Genomic DNA, 16881 nt, shown 5'->3' with positions numbered 1-16881 from the left:
ACCATGAACGCCCCGTTTTACCCACCTGCCATAGAAACCGCTGAAATCCAGTGGCGGGACGGCGTGCCCGAATCCGTTCGTTTCGGCGATGTCTATTTCAGCCGGGACGACGGGCTGGCAGAAGCCCGGTACGTGTTTATTCAGCACAACCGGCTGCCGGAACGCTTTGCCCGGGTACCGGACGGCGGCACCTTCGTGATTGCGGAGACCGGCTTTGGCACCGGGCTGAACTTTTTGGCTGCCTGGGCGGCGTGGCAGGCGCATCGGCCGACAAACGGCTCCGTGCTGCATTTTGTATCCGTGGAACGCTATCCGCTGAACCGGGACGACCTCGAGAGAGCGTTGATGCTCTGGCCTGAACTCAGCCCCCTGGCGGACGCCCTGCTGGCCCAGTACCCGCTGCCCGTGCGCGGCACTCACCGGCTGGTGTTCGACCACGGCCGGGTAAGGCTGACGCTGCATTTTGGCGACGTGATTGAGGCTTGGGAGCAACTGGTGTTCCAGGCGGACGCCTGGTTTCTCGACGGTTTCGCACCCGCCTGCAATCCGGACATGTGGCTGGACGAAGCAATGGCCCACCTCCGGGCTCACAGCCGCCCCGGCACCACGCTCGCCACGTTCACCGCCGCCGGCCGGGTTCGCCGGGCACTGATCGAACAGGGCTTCGCCGCGCAGAAGGTACCGGGATACGGGCGCAAGCGGGAGATGATCGCCGGTGAATGGCCAAACGACGGCAACGTCGCCAACACGGATCCCGCTTCAATTGACACCCGCGTCGCCGGCCATGCTGTCGCCATCGTGGGTGCCGGCATTGCCGGGTGCTTGTTGGCCCGGAATCTGGCGGAGCGAGGGATAAAGGTGCACCTGCTGGATGCCGGTGACGGTCCCGGTGCCGGCGCTTCGGGCAACCGGCAGGGGGCGACCTATGTGAAACTCGGGGTCGACTACAACGCCCAGACCGCACTGGCACTGGCAGCGCTTCAGCACGCCTACCGGGCGTATGCGCCATACGCGGGACGTCACTGGCACCCGACCGGGCTGATCCAGCTGGCGTCGAGCCAGGGCGAGGCGGATCGACAACGGCGCTTTCTGGAGCGCAACCATTACCCGCTGGCCTTGCTGTCACCGGTCGGCGCGGAACGCGCCTCGGCACTGTCCGGCCTGCCCTGTCCCTCCGGCGGCCTGTGGTTTCCCCGCAGCGGATGGGTCAACCCGCCCGCCCTGTGCCTGGAACTGATTGACCATCCCAACATCCGCACCCGCTTTGGTTTTTCCGTCTCCCGGACCATGCCCTGCAACGGTAAATGGCACCTTTCATCGACGGCGCAAGCGGATGTGGTGGTGGACAAGCTGGTGGTGGCCGCCGGGCACCGGACGCCGTCCGTCGTGCCACTGGCCTCTGGCGTGCGCCTGAAGGCCATCCGGGGCCAGGTCACCTATCTGCCAACGGAGCGAAACCGGGCGCCGGCCGTGGTGCTCTGCGGCGAAAGGTACCTGAACCCTGCGGCCGACGGCATCGCCGTTACGGGTGCAACGTTTGATCTGCACAGCGACAATCCCGAGGTGACGCCGGAATCCACCCGGGAGAACCTGGACGGCCTCGCCGCCATGCTGCCGGGCGCGTTTCCGGAACAAGACGGCGCGCTGCCCGGCGGCCGCGTCAGTTTCCGATGCACCACCCACGATTACCAGCCCGTGGCTGGCCCCCTGAAAGACGCCGGCGGCCAGACCGTTGACGGCGTTTTCCTGCTGACTGGCCTTGGCAGTAAAGGGCTCAGCTACGCGCCCCTTTTGGCCGAAGCCCTGGCGGACATGATGACCAACCAACCCGTAGCGCTACCACTGCCGCTATTGAAACGCGTGGACCCGGCACGGCTGTCCCGGGCGCCGGTTGGCCCGTCCAGCGATTCAACTCTCGTCACTGATGGCCGATAAGCAGGTAATGGCGGTATTCAGGAGCACCCTCTCATGTCCATATTTGTCAGCGAACCGGGCCGGCCGGTAGGTACGCGCTTGCCGGAGGCCTTTCGCGCCCGCCGGGTTGGCGATGTGACGGGACTGAGCGACAGCCATCCGGTGGTGCCGGGGGACGCCCGGGAGCGGGAGGCCGTGGGCGCCGGTGGAGGCCAACTGCCCGATCGCCGCCGTGCCCTGGAAGAGTACAGCATGGCCGGCGCGGCGGACGCGAGGGAACAACGCCCTTACCTGCCCGTCCGTGACCTGTGCTCTCGCACGCTGTACACAGTGCCCGCCACAGCGACCGTCACTGACGCGCTGACCGCCATGGACGACAACGCCGTGCACCATCTTGTGGTGATGTCCGATACCAATGTGGCGGGCCTGATTGATCTGCGCTGGCTTCTTGCCTGGGTGCAGCGCCAGATACGGGAACCGGAAAGCGCCGCCAGCCCGCCGTTGAACCAGTTGCTCACACAGATTGAACTGCCCGCCTTCCTGACTGCGTTTGAGGAAACCGATGCGCACCAACTCGCCCGGCTGATGCTGGCTCACCAGTTGACCGCAGCGCTGGTGGTCAATCCGGGCGGCGACCCCGTCGGCGTCGTGACCAGCACCGATTACCTTCGCCTCTACGCCGCCAGCGCCAGCCAGGCCCCGGACACGGCCTGACCCGGCGCCCCGCGCTCAGCGAACGACCAGCCCGGGGTCAGGAACCGGGCGTCAGCAGCAGCCCTTCCGGGCTCAGCAGCCGGAGTTTCCACACGGTATTCTCATGGCTCAGTGCCACGATCTCGTCATCCCGGTAATTGGCCAGGGCGGTAATCTGGGAGCCCGCGATATCCGACTGCCAGCGCCAGTTGTTCTGGAACACCGTTTCACCGTCCTTCGCGTCCGGCACCAGGGAGACCCGGCTGGCAATGGCGTTGTTACCGCTCAGGGTGCCGTCAAAACTGCCGGTGGTGTCCCCGGCGACCACCAGATCCCCGTCAAACCGGATCACCGAGCCAAACGTCTCTGTGCTGTTATCGGAGCCATCATTGAGCGTAATCGCGTTCTGAAGGGTGCCATCATTGCCGTACAGCAGGAGGAAGCCGGCCTGGCTGCTCAACGACGTTCGATCAAGAGACACCGTGTCGTCGCTGGCGACCACCTTGGCGTATACGGCGTTGGCGTTGCCCAGCAGCCAGACGTTGCCGCCGAGAACCAGACCGGCACTGATAAGATCATCCTCGCCGGAGCCGACCTGGCGGACCGTGGGCGCCCCGCTGGCGCTGGGCTGGTAGAAGTAACCGTCGATACCGCCAACAACCGCACCGCCACCGACAGAGCCCTTTCCCTGGCCGAACACTGTCGGTGACAGGCCGCTGACGTCGCCGCCGGCGACGGTGTCCTTACCAACTGAGCCAACCTGCTGTGTCCAGGTCAGCACCGGCGTTTCGCTGGCGCCGTCCTGCGTCCGGTCGACCCGCTGGGCAAAAGAGTCCACGCCTCCGGCTGAGGACTCGCCTGGGAAGACGCCGTTGGTTTCACCCGCGACAAACACGTAACCACTGTTCTCGCTGATTGCCGCGGCCCGCACCAGGTCATCGCCCGTGCTGCCGGTGCGCAGCGTCCAAAGTGGTTTGTACTCCTCAACACCAGCGGCGCTGTCGTACCAGTACACAGATGTCAGCACATCAATGCCGCCGATGGGATTACTTCGAAAGTTATGGTCACAACCCGGCGGAATGATGGCGAGCAGCGGACCGCTGCCATTGTCGGTGATTGCACAGGTCAGCGGGCCGGAGGTGCCATAGGCCACAACAAACTCATAGCGATTAACCGTGGACGTTCCCTCAGACACTTCCCGGGTAACGGTCCGGATCACCGGCGGCGCTGCCGTGATATCGGCTGTGGTGATGGTATCCGTCGAGGGGGTGACGTTGATCGTCTGCAGCAATCCACCCTTCTGATCATAAATACGCACCCCGACCCGGTTCCCGTCGGTCACGTCATAACCGGCCACAAACACCCGGCTCCCCTGGCCCAAGGTCACGTCGGTCGGTACAAAGCCCGTGTCACTGCCGAGCGCCAGCGGCGTGGTCAGTTCGTTAATGCTTACCCGAAGCAGGCTGTCCATCGCCGGCCGCGCGTAGCCCGTCCGGCCCGCCTGATAGCTGCTGTCGAGGGTCAGGTCGATAAACCGGTCCGGCAGGTCCGGATTGTTGTAAGTGCCGGCGTCCGGGATCGCAATGCGGAAGGTCTTCTGGGTTTGTCCCTTGTCAAACACCAGCTCGGGGTCGGTCACCCAAACATCGGACGCGTTCTTTTGCTGAACCACAAAATCGGTATCGATGCGGGCACTGGAATCCTCAGAGTTGGTCAGTCTCGCGTGAATCACCCGATCAGACGCTGCACTGAGCGTCGCGGTGTATTCCCGCACATCCCCCACGTTGAGGGTATCGCGATGCCCACCTTTTTTCGTGCTGAGGGAGACGGTCGGCTCGTTATCGTCGATTACCAGGCGGGTTTCGGCGCCGCCGTTGTTTGGCCCCAGGCCGGCCAGGCCGGAGCGGACTTCGGTCAGCACCAGTGTCGCAGCCTCGGACAATTCGGCGAAGGTATCGTCCACCACTTCCAGCCGGATGTAGCATTCCTGAACCCCGGGCTCGAGGGTGATCAGTCCACCGGTCTTGTTACCATTGTCGTCCGCAGTGTAGCGGAGATAACCAAGGGGCTTGCCATCGATGTCTTCCGGTTCGGGGGAACCGCTGCCAAGGCCGACGATGTCCTGGCCGATAATGGCGTCGCTGGCATTGGCGGCGCTCTGATCACAGCGCTGATGGGGGGGCGTCCCGGTGTAGCTGGGGTCGCAGCGTTCCGGGTTGTAGTCGGATTCCAGCTGGAACGCCACCTGAACCTGGGTGACGGACGGCTGATCCAGCGTCAGCTTCACCGCCACCTGCCGGGTTTCCTCCGTGATGTCCTGAGTGCCGGTCACAGCGCCGCTGTCATCATAGGTGTTGATGGTGAAGGTGTGCTTGCCCCGGGCGGACAGATCCGGAACCGCACACCGCTCCCGGGCGGTATCGGGCGGGGCCTCGGAAGGCTCACCCTCGGTAAACGTTTCCGATTCCAACGCCAGGGCATTGTATTTGACGTCAATATCGAAGGGCTGTGCGCCGGCCATGCGGCCGTCCGTGGTCACCAGGTTGATGTTACGCACCTTACCAATATCCGCATCGCCGCGAGCGCCGCCGGTCAGCCCTGGCACCCCGGTCATGATGATGCCCTGGCGGGCCTTGTTGTTGGTGTCTTCCAGGGCCAGCCAGGAAGGCGCGTTGGTGAGGGTGTAGTCAAGGATGCTTTCACCGCCGTAGGCACCCCAGTTGTAAAAGTACTTCACGCCCAGGTAGGCCGTGGTCCCGGGCTCACCCAACAGGGTTGGCTGGTCCGGGGACTTCTCGGTCTTGCAGCCAGCAAGGAGAACCAGGGTGAACAGGCTCAGGCAAGCCATCAGACTCCGGAGTTCCGGAGCGGAGGTACGACCGTCGGCGCGCATGCAAAAATCCGTTTTGAAACGTTGTTGTCGGAGCGGCGTGCGGCCTCACTGCCCATTTACACACCGTTACACAGCAACGCCATGGTAGCCAATTTGCCCCGGGCAGGATCTGCGCGAGTTCTCAGATTGATGGCGCGCCCGGGCGGGCGCGCCAAAGGAAGGTCGATAGATCCGCAGAGGACGGGGCTATTCGTCGACGCCGTGCTCTCGGAACAACGACAGCAGGCCGTCTTCAGCCAGTACCGATACCCCCAGTTGCTCGGCCTTGGTCAGTTTGGAACCCGCGGCCTCGCCCGCCACCACACAGGCGGTCTTTTTGGAGACGCTGCCGGCCACCTTGGCGCCCAGCCGTTCCAAGCGTTCCTTGGCCTCGTCCCGGGTCAGCGTCGACAACGTGCCGGTCAGCACCCAGGTCTGTCCGGATAAAGGCTGTTTCTCGGGCCGGACGATGGTCTCCGGTTGCCAGTGCACACCGGCCTCGGCCAGGGCAGCAAGCGTATCCCGGTTGTGGCTCTGATCGAAAAAGCTGCGCACATGGCCGGCAACAATGGGCCCAACGTCCGGCACCGCTTGCAGGGCCTCATCGTCCGCCTCTGCGATGGCGTCCAGGCTACCAAAATAGCTGGCCAGGCCTTTGGCAGTAGCCTCGCCCACCTCACGAATGCCCAGGGCGTACAGGAAGCGCCACAGAGCGGGTGTACGGGAACGGTCAATGGCCTCCACCAGGTTCGCCGCGGACTTTGGCCCCATCCGGTCAAGGCGGGCCAGGGTCGAGGCGTCCAGGCGGTACAGATCCGCGACGGTTTGAACCAGATCCTGGTCCACCAGAACTTCGATCAGCTTGTCGCCAAGGCCCTCGATGTCCATGGCTTTGCGTGAGGCGTAGTGGCGGATTGCCTCTTTGCGCTGGGCCGGGCAGTAAAGCCCGCCGGAGCACCGGGCAACCGCTTCGCCTTCAATCTGGATAACGTCGGAATCGCACACCGGGCAGGTGGTCGGCAGGGTCACTGACGGCGCGCCGTCAGGGCGTCTTTCCGGCACCACTTTGACCACCTGGGGAATCACATCCCCGGCCCGGCGCACGAACACCGTGTCGCCGATGTGAACATCCAGGCGACGAATCTCGTCCATGTTGTGCAGCGTGGCGTTGCTCACCGTTACGCCACCGACAAACACGGGCTTCAAACGAGCCACCGGGGTTACCGCACCGGTACGGCCCACCTGGAACTCGACGTCTTCGATGACGGTCATTTCCTCCTGGGCCGGAAACTTGTGGGCAATGGCCCAGCGCGGCGCCCGGGACACAAATCCCAACGCTTGCTGCTGGTCCAGCCGGTTGACCTTGAACACGATGCCGTCAATTTCGTAGGGCAGGTCCGCCCGCTTGTTCATCAGGTCCGAGTATGCCTCCAGGCAGGCGTCGACGCCGGTGGCCCGGCGCATTTCCGGATTGATGCGAAATCCCCACTCCCTGGCCAATTGAAGGGCATCCCATTGGGTCTCCGGCAGCAGGCGCTCGTCGGTGACCGCCAGGCTGTAGGCGCACATTTCCAGCGGCCGACGGGCCGTCACCCGGGACTGTTTCTGGCGAAGGCTGCCGGCGGCGGCGTTGCGGGGGTTCACGAACGTCTTCTCGCCCTGCTCGGCCAGCCGTCGGTTCAGTTGCTCAAAGCCATCTTTGGGCATGTAAACCTCGCCGCGCACTTCCACCATGGCGGGCACCCGCTCGCCCCGGAGGGTCAGCGGCACCGAACGAATCGTGCGGATGTTGGCGGTGATGTCCTCACCGCTATAGCCGTCACCCCGGGTTGCCGCCAGGGTCAGCGATCCGTTCTCGTAATGCAGGCTGACTGCCAGCCCGTCCAGCTTTGGCTCGCACACATATTCCACGTCATCGTCGGTTCCGAGACGCTCCCGCACCCGGCGGTCGAAATCCCGCATTTCCTCGTCGCTGAAAGCGTTGTCCAGAGACAGCATGGGCAGCCGATGGGTCACAGTTTCAAAGCTGGTTTCCACCGGGCTGCCCACGCGCTGGGTCGGCGAATCGGGGCTGGCCAGCTCGGGGTAATCCTGCTCGAGCTGCTGGAGCTCTCGGAACTGGCGGTCGTATTCCGAATCGGTGACGCGGGGGTCGTCGAGGACGTAATAGCGGTAGTTATGGTCGTCCAGATCGGCGCGGAGGGTTTCAACGCGCCGGCGGATCTCGTCAGTGGCGTGGCTCATGAACGGTCGTCTCGTCACCGGGCAAGGGGGGGTTATGCGTCAGGCTTTCTGGAATCGCTGCTTGCGTTCAAACTCCCGGATGCGTTGGCGGCAGTGCTCAATGGTCTGGGGCGTCATCACACTGCGCCGTTCATCCTTGAGTTCACCGCCGAGATTACGCACCACCGTCTGCGCCGTTTCCAGCATGAAATCGAACGCTTGAAGCGGTTTCGAGGGGCCGGGCAGGCTCATAAAGAAGCTGATACCGGGGGATTTCATGCCGTCCAGGTCTTCGGGATTAAAGGTGCCGGGCTCCACCGCATTGGCCACGCTGAACTGGACCGGGCTGGTGGTGTCGGTCTGCTCGTGACGATGGTAGATGCCCATATCCCCGTGTTCCAGGCCACAGGCGTCAAACAGGGCGCGCAGCAGCTCACCTTTGAACTCACTGCCGGAACGGGCGAGGACGTTGATCACGATGACTTCCCGCGCTTCAGGGCGATTCGCCCCCGCCAGCGGTTGATTGGTCCGGCGTGGCGCCGTCTTGCCACGACGGGCGGTGTCTTCCTCCACGTCCGTGGTCACCACGGGCGGCTCAGGATCGGGCTCCGGCACGCTTGCGGGCTCATCGGGCTCCGCGGCGCCCCAGCCGGAATCCGGGGCGATGTCCTCTTCCTCGCGGGCACTGAACGCGGCTGGCTGCTGCGGGCGGCGTGGCGATGCCTTGGCCGGCGCCGGTTCGTCAACGACTGGCTCATCCACCGCCCAATCGTCAACGGCGTCTTCATCAAGCATCTCATCGGGTGCCGGCTCGCGGGCCGGCTGCACGACCGGTCGCGTGGGTTTGGGTTCCCGCCGGGGAGCGGGCTTTTCGGATCTCACGTAGCCGCGTTCTTCGAGCACATCCCGGGAGACGGTTCGTGCACCGCCGTTCGGCAGCTCCGGGTTGTAGTCGTCGTCCAGCGGGGAATCCGCCAGATCGTCCGCGCCCATGCCGGAGGAAATGGCCATGGATTCCTTGCGGGCCCGACGCATGCGGCGTAAGCCATCAATGACGATGGCGAGGATAACCAGGGTACCTATGGCGATTAACCATTCCCTAAGAGACATAAGCCTGCGATCCTGTGTGCAGTAACGTAACGTTGCTACTCTAAGAAAAGCCCGTAATGAATACAACGCGCCCCGGGCCAGATGGCGCTATTGTCATGGTTGCCGGTTTTTCCGGCAACCGTCAGGCTTCAGCCAGAGCCGCCGCCTCTTCCACATCCACGGACACCAACCGCGAACAACCCGGCTCATGCATGGTCACGCCCATCAGCTGATCGGCCAGCTCCATAGCGATCTTGTTGTGGGTAATGTAGATGAACTGCACCTGGGACGACATTTCTTTCACCATGTTGGCGTACCGGCCCACGTTGGCATCGTCCAGCGGCGCGTCCACCTCGTCCAGCATGCAGAACGGCGCCGGGTTGAGCTGGAAGATCGAGAACACGAGGGCGATGGCGGTCAGCGCCTTCTCACCCCCGGACAGCAGGTGGATGGTGCTGTTCTTCTTGCCCGGCGGCCGGGCCATGATGGTTACCCCGGTTTCCAGAAGGTCTTCACCGGTAAGCTCCAGATAGGCGGTACCGCCGCCAAACACCTTGGGAAACAGCGCCTGCAGGCCGCCGTTCACCTGGTCAAAGGTTTCCTTGAAGCGCTGACGGGTTTCCCGGTCGATCTTGCGGATCGCGGTGTCCAGGGTCTCCAGGGCTTCCATCAGGTCCTCATGCTGGCTGTCCAGATAGGTCTTGCGCTCGCTCTGCACCTGATACTCTTCAATGGCCGCCAGGTTGATGGCGCCCAGCCGCTGGATGCGGTTACCGATTTTCTCCAGCTCTTCGGCCCAGGCCGACTCGGTGGCCTCTTCCGGTAACGTCTCGAGCACGTCCTTGAGGGACACGTTCAGCTCTTGCAACTGTTCAAGGTGGTTGCCGGAGCGGATTTCCAGGGCCTGAGATTCCATTTTCAGTTTCTCCAGGCGCGCGCGCACGTCCTGAACCTCGTGCTCGGTCCGGCTGCGGCCCTGCTCTTTCTCCCGGACTTCGCGGTCAATGTCCTCCAGCGCGTCCCGGGCCGCGGACAACTTCTCCTCTTCCGCGAGGCGCCGCTCCAGCAATCCTTCCAACTGAAGCTGGAGGTCTTCCATGGGCTCCTCGGCGCTTTCCCGGGCGTCCCTCAGGATCTCCAGGCGCTCTTCGGTGCGCTCCTTTTGCAGTTGCATGCGTTCCAGGGTCTGGCGCAGCCCGTCCCTCTGGCTGGTCAGGGACTGCAGTTGCAACTGGAGCTGGTGGGCGTGGTCCCGGTCGTGGCGGGCATCCTGGCGCAGCCGGTCCAGCCGCTCCCGAATCTGGTCCCGCTGCTCCAGCAGCCGCTCCCGCTCCTCGTCGCTGTCTTCGCTTTCCGCCAGCGCCATCTGCCAGTCTTCCCGGGTGACCTGCAGCTGTTCCTCCTGGTCGGCCAGGTTGCCGGTCACGTCCTCGAGGTCTTCCCCGATGGACCGAAGCCGGGAGTCGATCTGATCCGCCCGGGCGCGAAGCCCGCTGATACGGGATGACAGCTGGCTCAGCTCGCGCTCGGCGTCGTTCAGAGCGGCCTGGGCGTCGTCCCGGGCGGTCTCGGCTTGCTCGGCTCGCTCCCGGTGCTCGTCCAGCCGATCATTGGCCGCCACCAGGGATTCCTCCGCCAGCGCCAGTTCGGCCTCCAGCGCTTCCACTTTCTTCTGGCGCTCGACCACGCCCACCTGGCCCGCGTCGGAATCCGGCATGAGCAGCCAGTTCCGGGCCAGCCAGACGCCCTCCGGGGTGATCATGCTGGCACCCGGCGGCAACTGTTCCCGGCGCGCCAGCGCGGCGGTGAGCGATTCCGCCGTTTCGATGGAAGCGACCAGAGACTGGATCGCCGGTACACCGGACACCTTGCTCCCCAGGCTATTGCCGGCGGGTGTTGCCGGGGACTCCGCCTGATGACTCTCGGTCACCAGGGCCAGACCTCGGGGCGCCTGCGACAACGCATTGCCGAGATCGTCCACGGACGGCAGGAACAGCCCCTGAACAAACCGGCCGATCACCTGCTCGACCGCAAACTCCCAGCCATCAGCGATGCGCAACTGCGAGACCACCCGCGGCGCGTTGTCCAGCCCCTGACGGGCCAGCCAGTCCTGAAGCTGGTTATCCTGGCTGCCCAGTTGCTCATCCAGCAGGGCCTGTTGAGACGCCAGCGAGGCACGGAGTGTCTGTACCTGCTGGCGTTGATCAGCCACCGTCTGCTCCGCTTCCCGCTGGCCGGAGCGGGCCTCCTGAAGCGCTTCCTGGAGGTCCGCGATGCGCTCAGCAGCGCCCTCACGCTGAAGCTGCAGGGCTTCCTGGGATTCCAGCAGCTCGTCCAGCTCGGCCCGGTCTACCTGACCCTCCAGCAGCGCCCGCTCGTCTTCCAGGCGCCGGTGCCGTCCGCGAAGCTGTTCAATGGCATCCTCCAGCGAGCGGATGCGGGACTGGGCAAGCTCCGCCTGGCGGCGAGCGTCTGATGCCCGGGCGCTGAACTGCTCCCAGCGCTGCTGCCATTCGCCCATTTCGTCTTCCGCCTGCTGAAGCTGCTCGCCGGAGCTCTCCGCCCGCATGGCCAGCGCCTCCTGCTCGGGTTCGAGCAGGTCCAGCTCTTCCTGCATGGCGCTCAGGCGGGCCTGATCCTGCTCCAGTTCCCGGCTCAGTTCCCGCTGGCTGGCCAGCGCCTGATCCAGCTCGGCGGCGGTCTGGCGACTGCGCTCGCGCTGGTGCTCCAGGCTCTGCTCGATGCGGGCAATGTCGGCACCGGCCTCGTAATAGCGCGCCTGCGCCCGGTTGAAGTGTTCGGTCCGTTCCTGGTGGCTGCTGCGCAGGTTTTCCAGGGCGGTTTCCAGGCTGACCCGGCCAGTCAGGTGCTTCTCAAGCTCCAGCTCGGTGTCCCGGATGCGGTCACGCCACGTCTGCAGGTCGTTATCGAGGGACTGCCAGCGGAGCACCGTCAGCTCCGCCTTGCGGGTGCGTTCCTCCTGCTTGTACGCCTTGTACTTTTCCGCCGCGGCGGCCTGCCGTTCCAGGTGCTGAAGCTGACGGCCCAGCTCTTCCCGCAGGTCGGTCAGTCGCTCCAGGTTTTCCTGGGTACGGCGGATGCGGTTCTCCGTCTCCCGGCGGCGCTCCTTGTACTTGGAGATTCCCGCCGCTTCCTCAATATAAATCCGCAGCTCTTCCGGCTTGGCCTCGATCAGGCGGGAAATCATGCCCTGCTCGATGATGGCGTAGCTGCGCGGCCCAAGGCCGGTGCCCAGAAAGAGATCGGTGATGTCCCGACGGCGGCATTTGGCGCCATTGAGGAAATACTCGGACTGGCCATCCCGGGTAACCCGGCGGCGGACCGAAATCTCATTGAAGCGGACGAACTCTCCCGGCGCAGAGCCATCGCTGTTGTCAAAAATCAGCTCGATCGAGGCTTGGCCCACCGGCTTGCGGGCACTGGAGCCAGCGAAGATGACGTCGGACATGGATTCACCCCGCAGGTACTTGGCGGAGCTTTCCCCCATGACCCAGCGGACGGCATCGATGATGTTGGATTTGCCGCAACCATTGGGGCCAACGACGGCGGTCATGTTCGAGGGAAACGGAACCGTCGTCGGATCAACAAACGACTTGAAGCCGGCCAGCTTGATGGACTTGAGCCTCATGCCGGCTCGCCTTCACGCTCGAGGATGCTCAGCACCCGGCCACGCTGGTGCTCGCCAAATGCCCGGATGGCGCTGGCGAGCGCATCGGCATCGCCGGCTGCCGCGGCCTGCCCGAGGGCTCGGAAGAACCGGGCCGTTTCCCGGATATCGCCGCGGAAGTGGTCCAGCGCGACGAAATAGGTTCGGCTGATGGCCGGGCGGAAGTTTTCGAGGGTTTCTTCGAGGAACGGATTGCCCACCAGGCTGTAAGCCTCCTGCATCACCGCAAAGCCCGCGTCGATGACCTGCTCGGCGACATCCGGGCTGCCGGCACCCAGCGCATCCACTACCTGCTGCAGCTCCCGGACTTGCCCGAGAATGCCTTGCAGCTCCTGACCGGACCAGCGCTCGAGGAGTTTATTACCCAGCACGCACAGCAGTTCGATGTAAATGTCGTACAGGTGGTTCACGCTGTCAGGGGTCAGCGCCGAGACCACCGCGCCGCGCCGGGGAAAGATCTGCACCAGGTGCCGGCGCTCCATGATCAGCAACGCCTCCCGGACGGATCCCCGGCTGACGTTGAGCGCGCCGGCAACCTTAAGTTCCTGGATGCGTTCGCCCGGCTTGAGATCCCGGGTGACAATCCGCTGCCCCAGGTGCTGGGCGATCTGTTCGGACAAACTTTCAGGGGCCTGAAACCTCATGGACACCGACGCTCGCTTCCTTCTGGCCATTGGGTCGTTCAAGCGCTGGAGTTTATCACAGTGCGCTGCCGGCCCCACCCCCTGGCACCCGGGTTTTTGAACCCGGCCAGAATCGGCCGGCAACGCCCTGCCGTTTTTTTGACGCCCCCAGGGATTGACCTAAACCCTGCCAGAGAAATCAAAGGTATCTTGCTGTTACATATAGATTAATTGGTTTAGGCACGATCTCTGCTTTGATAGGCGCAAACCCGCTTTCAGGAACGTGCATCCGTGAAACACGACCCAACCCCGCTCCCCCTGAGCCAGCAACGCCACCAACTGGCCACCCTCCGCCAGGCCTGGGGTGACTGGACCGGCGCGCCTGGCCCCCTGGTTCGCCTTAGCCGGCGGCTGTCCACCAGCCTGTCGCTGGAGGCCCAACTCGGGATCTTCGCGGAGGAGCTGTCGGCCGTGGTCCCGTTCGACGCCCTGAATTACCGCCACACGCTGGCCCGTCGGGACTTCGTGTTCGCCACCGGACTGGGTGGCCCGCACCGGGCCGAGTACACGCTGAATCTGGAGGGCGAGCGCCTGGGCTCGCTGACCATCACCCGGAGGAAGCGGTTTCTGGATGAGGAACTTGAAGCGATCGAATGCCTCGTCAGTGTGTTGATCTGCCCGCTGCGGAACGCCTGCCAGTACGCCGTGCTGGAGCGCACCGCCCGTACCGACGCGCTGACCGGCATTGCCAACAAACGCGCCCTGGACGAAGACCTCGCTCGCACGCAGCACTTGTCTGACCGGCACGAAGACACCTACTCGCTGGTGCTAATTGACCTGGACCACTTCAAGGCGGTGAACGACAAACACGGCCACCCCGCTGGCGACCACGTGCTGCGGTTGGCGGCGGAGCGAATGACCGAAGCACTGCGGGTTTCGGACACCCTGTACCGGTTTGGGGGCGAGGAATTCGCCGCCCTGCTGCCACACGCCAATGCGGATCAGGCGGCGGAAGTGGCGACCCGGCTGCGGGCCGCCGTCGCAGGAGCGGGCGTTGAGATTGGCAGCCAGCAGATTTCCGTCACCGCCAGTTGCGGCATCGCCGCCCATCTTGGGGGGGAATCGGCTGCCCAATGGCTGGCGCGGGCGGACGAAGCGCTCTACCGGGCCAAGCGCGACGGCCGGGACCGCATTCGTGTATCAGCGACGCTTGGGAGCGCGGGCTGACGGCGGCTTGGCATCCGCCACCTGCCAGGAGCCCTTCTTCGAACCGGAGCGGCCTTTGCCGCCGCCGCTCTTGCCCGCTCCGGCGTTACCGATGCCGGCTGCGCCCTTGCCACTGCCGGCGCGCACCGGGCCTGGACTCTTCCGGCGCTGGCGCTCCTGAGAGGCCTTTTGGTCCGGAGTCTTCGCCGGAATCGCCACCGGCTCCAGGCCAACGGCCCGGCTGAGCGTATCCACGGCTTTCTGATCCAGCTCTTCCCACTTGCCCATCACCAGCCGGCTGGGCAGGAAAATAGGCCCATAGCGAACCCGCTTCAGGCGGCTTACCTTCACGCCCTGGGATTCCCAGAGGCGGCGCACTTCCCGGTTACGGCCCTCCACCAGGGTCACGTGGAACCACTGGTTCATTCCTGAGCCGCCGCCGGCGCTGACGTCGGTAAACTTCGCCATGCCGTCGTCCAGCAGAACGCCGTCCAGCAGGCGCTGGATCATGGCCTCATCCACCTCACCGAAAATACGGACCGCGTATTCCCGGTCAATGCCGCCGGACGGGTGCATGAGCCGGTTGGCCAACTCGCCGTCGGTGGTAAAGAGCACCAACCCGGTGGTGTTGATGTCCAGGCGACCGATGGAGATCCAGCGATGGTCCGCCAGGCGCGGGAGCCGGTCGAACACCGTTGGCCGGCCTTCCGGGTCCTTGCGGGTGGTCACCTCGCCCTCTGGCTTGTTGTAGATCAGCACCCGGCGATGGGTGTCTGCGGCGCCGGAAAGGTCCAGCACCTTGCCGTCCAGCTCAACCCGGTCACCGGGGGACGCCTTGTGCCCCGGCTGAACGGGATCGCCGTTCACCGTGACCCGGCCGGCCTCCATCCAGCCTTCGATTTCCCGCCGGGAGCCCAGGCCGGCACGGGCCAGCAGCTTCTGCAGGCGTTCGGGTTCCGGCGACGCGGCCTTGCGGGGCGTTGATGCCGCCGCACCTTGCCGGGGGCGGCGTGAAGAGGGCGAATCTGAGCGCATAAAGAATTCCTGAGGGTATTGGATGACGCGAGGCGTCAATGAAGCGTTTGCGAATCGGCGTCGTCGCGGGCGTCATCGGGTGTTTCAAACTCGATTTCCGCCTGCATGTTCTTTTCTATTTCCCGGCCGATTTCCTCGAGGTCGCGGATTTCAGACAGCGGAGGCAGCTGGTCCAGCCCCTTGAGATTAAAGTAGTCCAGGAACTGGCGCGTGGTGGCGTACATGGCCGGGCGACCAGGCACGTCCCGGTGGCCCACCACCCTGACCCACTCGCGCTCGAGCAGCGTCCGGATGATGTTGCTGCTGACCGTGACGCCCCGGATATCCTCGATTTCCCCCCGGGTAATCGGCTGGCGATAGGCAATCAGGGCCAGGGTTTCCAGCAGCGCCCGGGAATACCGCTGGGGCTTGTCCTCAAACAGCCGGCCGACCCAGGGCGCGTAAGCCTCCCGGATCTGCAAACGGTACCCGCTGGCCACCTCCCGAAGCTCGAAACCACGCCCCTCGCAGGCCGCCGAGAGCTGGACCATCACATGCTCCATGACCTGGCGGGCGGGCCGCTCGTCGTCCGGGAACAGGTCACGGAGCTGATCCAGGGACAGAGGTTTGCCAGCCGCCAACAGTGCCGCCTCGGCGATAGCCTGCAGGTGCCGCAGATGTTCGTCGCTCATGAATACCCACCGTTTACCAACATCAACGGACCGCCCGGGCCCGGACATGAATGGGCCCCAGGGTTTCCGCCTGTACAATTTCAATCAGTTGTTCCTTGACCAGTTCCAGGGTGGCCAGGAAGGTCACCACGACCCCAAGCCGCCCTTCTTCGAGGGTAAACAGGCTCTCGAAGGTGACGAACCGGTCGTCCTGAAGCGCCGCGAGGATGTGGGACATCCGTTCCCGGGTGGACAGGATTTCCCGCTCGACCTGATGGCTGGTAAACAGGTCCGCCCGCCGGAGCACCGACTGCATCGCCAGCAGCAGTTCCCGCAAGTCCACATCCGGGTGCGGCTGGCTGGATGGCAGGGGCGGCAAGGCCGCCGATGTGGTGTAGCTGTCCCGGTCCATGCGGGGCAGCCCGTCCATATCCTCGGCCGCTTTCTTGAAGCGCTCATACTGCTGGAGGCGCCGGATCAGCTCGGCTCGGGGGTCAAGGTCCTCTTCATCCTCGCTCTCCTGCCGGGGCAGCAACATGCGGGATTTGATTTCTGCCAGAGTCGCCGCCATCACCAGGTATTCTGCCGCCAGCTCAAAGCGCATGGCCTCCACGGCCCCGATGTACTCCATGTACTGGCGAGTAATTTCGCTGACGTCGATGTCCAGAATGTTCATGTTCTGCCGCCGGATCAGGTACAGCAGCAAATCCAGAGGGCCCTCGAAGGCTTCAAGAAAGACGGCCAGCGCGTCGGGCGGTATGTAGAGATCCTTGGGGATATCCACCAAGGGCTTGCCAGCCACCCTGGCCAGCGGCGAGGCCGTATCCGTAGCGTCCGAAGCCTCCGGTGTGACGATGTGGGTGTCTTCGGTCATCCGTCTCTCCCGCG

General features: G+C 64.5%; 11 protein-coding genes. 3 read left to right on the top strand and 8 right to left on the bottom strand.

Features of this window, described 5'->3' with window-relative positions; all coding sequences use genetic code 11:
* Nucleotides 1-3 precede the first annotated feature (3 nt).
* On the top strand, nt 4-1935 hold the full coding sequence (gene mnmC / locus V3388_RS14140; RefSeq protein ID WP_336368224.1) for a bifunctional tRNA (5-methylaminomethyl-2-thiouridine)(34)-methyltransferase MnmD/FAD-dependent 5-carboxymethylaminomethyl-2-thiouridine(34) oxidoreductase MnmC: 1932 nt from the start codon (nt 4-6) through the stop codon (nt 1933-1935).
* Nucleotides 1936-1968: 33 nt separating this feature from the next.
* Nucleotides 1969-2628 (top strand): CBS domain-containing protein, encoded by a 660-nt coding sequence (locus tag V3388_RS14135; RefSeq protein ID WP_336368223.1) that lies wholly within the window; start codon nt 1969-1971, stop codon nt 2626-2628.
* Nucleotides 2629-2665: 37 nt separating this feature from the next.
* On the opposite strand, the gene V3388_RS14130 is transcribed toward V3388_RS14135, so the two are convergent.
* From V3388_RS14130 to V3388_RS14110, 5 genes are all read right to left on the bottom strand, one after another.
* Nucleotides 2666-5500 (bottom strand): hypothetical protein, encoded by a 2835-nt coding sequence (locus tag V3388_RS14130; protein ID WP_336368222.1) that lies wholly within the window; start codon nt 5498-5500, stop codon nt 2666-2668.
* 186 nt (nt 5501-5686) lie between these two features.
* The gene (ligA, locus tag V3388_RS14125; protein ID WP_336368221.1) at nt 5687-7723 is read right to left on the bottom strand and encodes an NAD-dependent DNA ligase LigA; all 2037 of its coding nucleotides are present in this window, start codon (nt 7721-7723) and stop codon (nt 5687-5689) included.
* A gap of 39 nt (nt 7724-7762) precedes the next feature.
* Nucleotides 7763-8812: a cell division protein ZipA gene (zipA, locus tag V3388_RS14120; RefSeq protein WP_336368220.1), complete on the bottom strand. Its 1050-nt coding sequence runs from the start codon at nt 8810-8812 to the stop codon at nt 7763-7765.
* Between the two features lie 121 nt (nt 8813-8933).
* Nucleotides 8934-12440 (bottom strand): chromosome segregation protein SMC, encoded by a 3507-nt coding sequence (gene smc / locus V3388_RS14115; protein ID WP_336368219.1) that lies wholly within the window; start codon nt 12438-12440, stop codon nt 8934-8936.
* Nucleotides 12437-13099 carry a GntR family transcriptional regulator gene (locus V3388_RS14110; protein ID WP_336368218.1) on the bottom strand — a complete coding sequence of 221 codons (663 nt, stop codon included), beginning with the start codon at nt 13097-13099 and terminating at the stop codon, nt 12437-12439. Before V3388_RS14110 ends, smc begins: the two co-directional genes overlap by 4 nt.
* Nucleotides 13100-13393: 294 nt before the next feature.
* Here V3388_RS14110 and V3388_RS14105 point away from each other — a divergent pair, with 294 nt between their 5' ends.
* On the top strand, nt 13394-14329 hold the full coding sequence (locus V3388_RS14105; RefSeq protein WP_336368217.1) for a GGDEF domain-containing protein: 936 nt from the start codon (nt 13394-13396) through the stop codon (nt 14327-14329).
* Here the strand turns inward: V3388_RS14105 and rluB are convergent.
* The 3 genes from rluB to V3388_RS14090 are packed head-to-tail and all read right to left on the bottom strand — an operon-like array spanning nt 14303 to nt 16867.
* Nucleotides 14303-15343 (bottom strand): 23S rRNA pseudouridine(2605) synthase RluB, encoded by a 1041-nt coding sequence (gene rluB, locus V3388_RS14100; RefSeq protein ID WP_336368216.1) that lies wholly within the window; start codon nt 15341-15343, stop codon nt 14303-14305. The two genes, V3388_RS14105 and rluB, sit on opposite strands and share 27 nt — an antisense overlap.
* Nucleotides 15344-15378: 35 nt before the next feature.
* Entirely contained in the window at nt 15379-16014 is a 636-nt protein-coding gene (gene scpB, locus V3388_RS14095) for an SMC-Scp complex subunit ScpB (protein ID WP_336368215.1), read from the bottom strand.
* A gap of 22 nt (nt 16015-16036) precedes the next feature.
* Nucleotides 16037-16867, bottom strand: coding sequence for a segregation and condensation protein A (locus V3388_RS14090; RefSeq protein WP_336368214.1), 831 nt, complete (start codon nt 16865-16867; stop codon nt 16037-16039).
* Nucleotides 16868-16881 lie beyond the last annotated feature (14 nt).

Origin of the sequence: Marinobacter sp. C2H3, assembly GCF_037080155.1 — a bacterium.
GTDB lineage: Bacteria > Pseudomonadota > Gammaproteobacteria > Pseudomonadales > Oleiphilaceae > Marinobacter.
The sequence above is the reverse complement of the archived record's forward strand: the minus strand, read 5'-3'. Positions and strand labels throughout refer to the sequence as shown.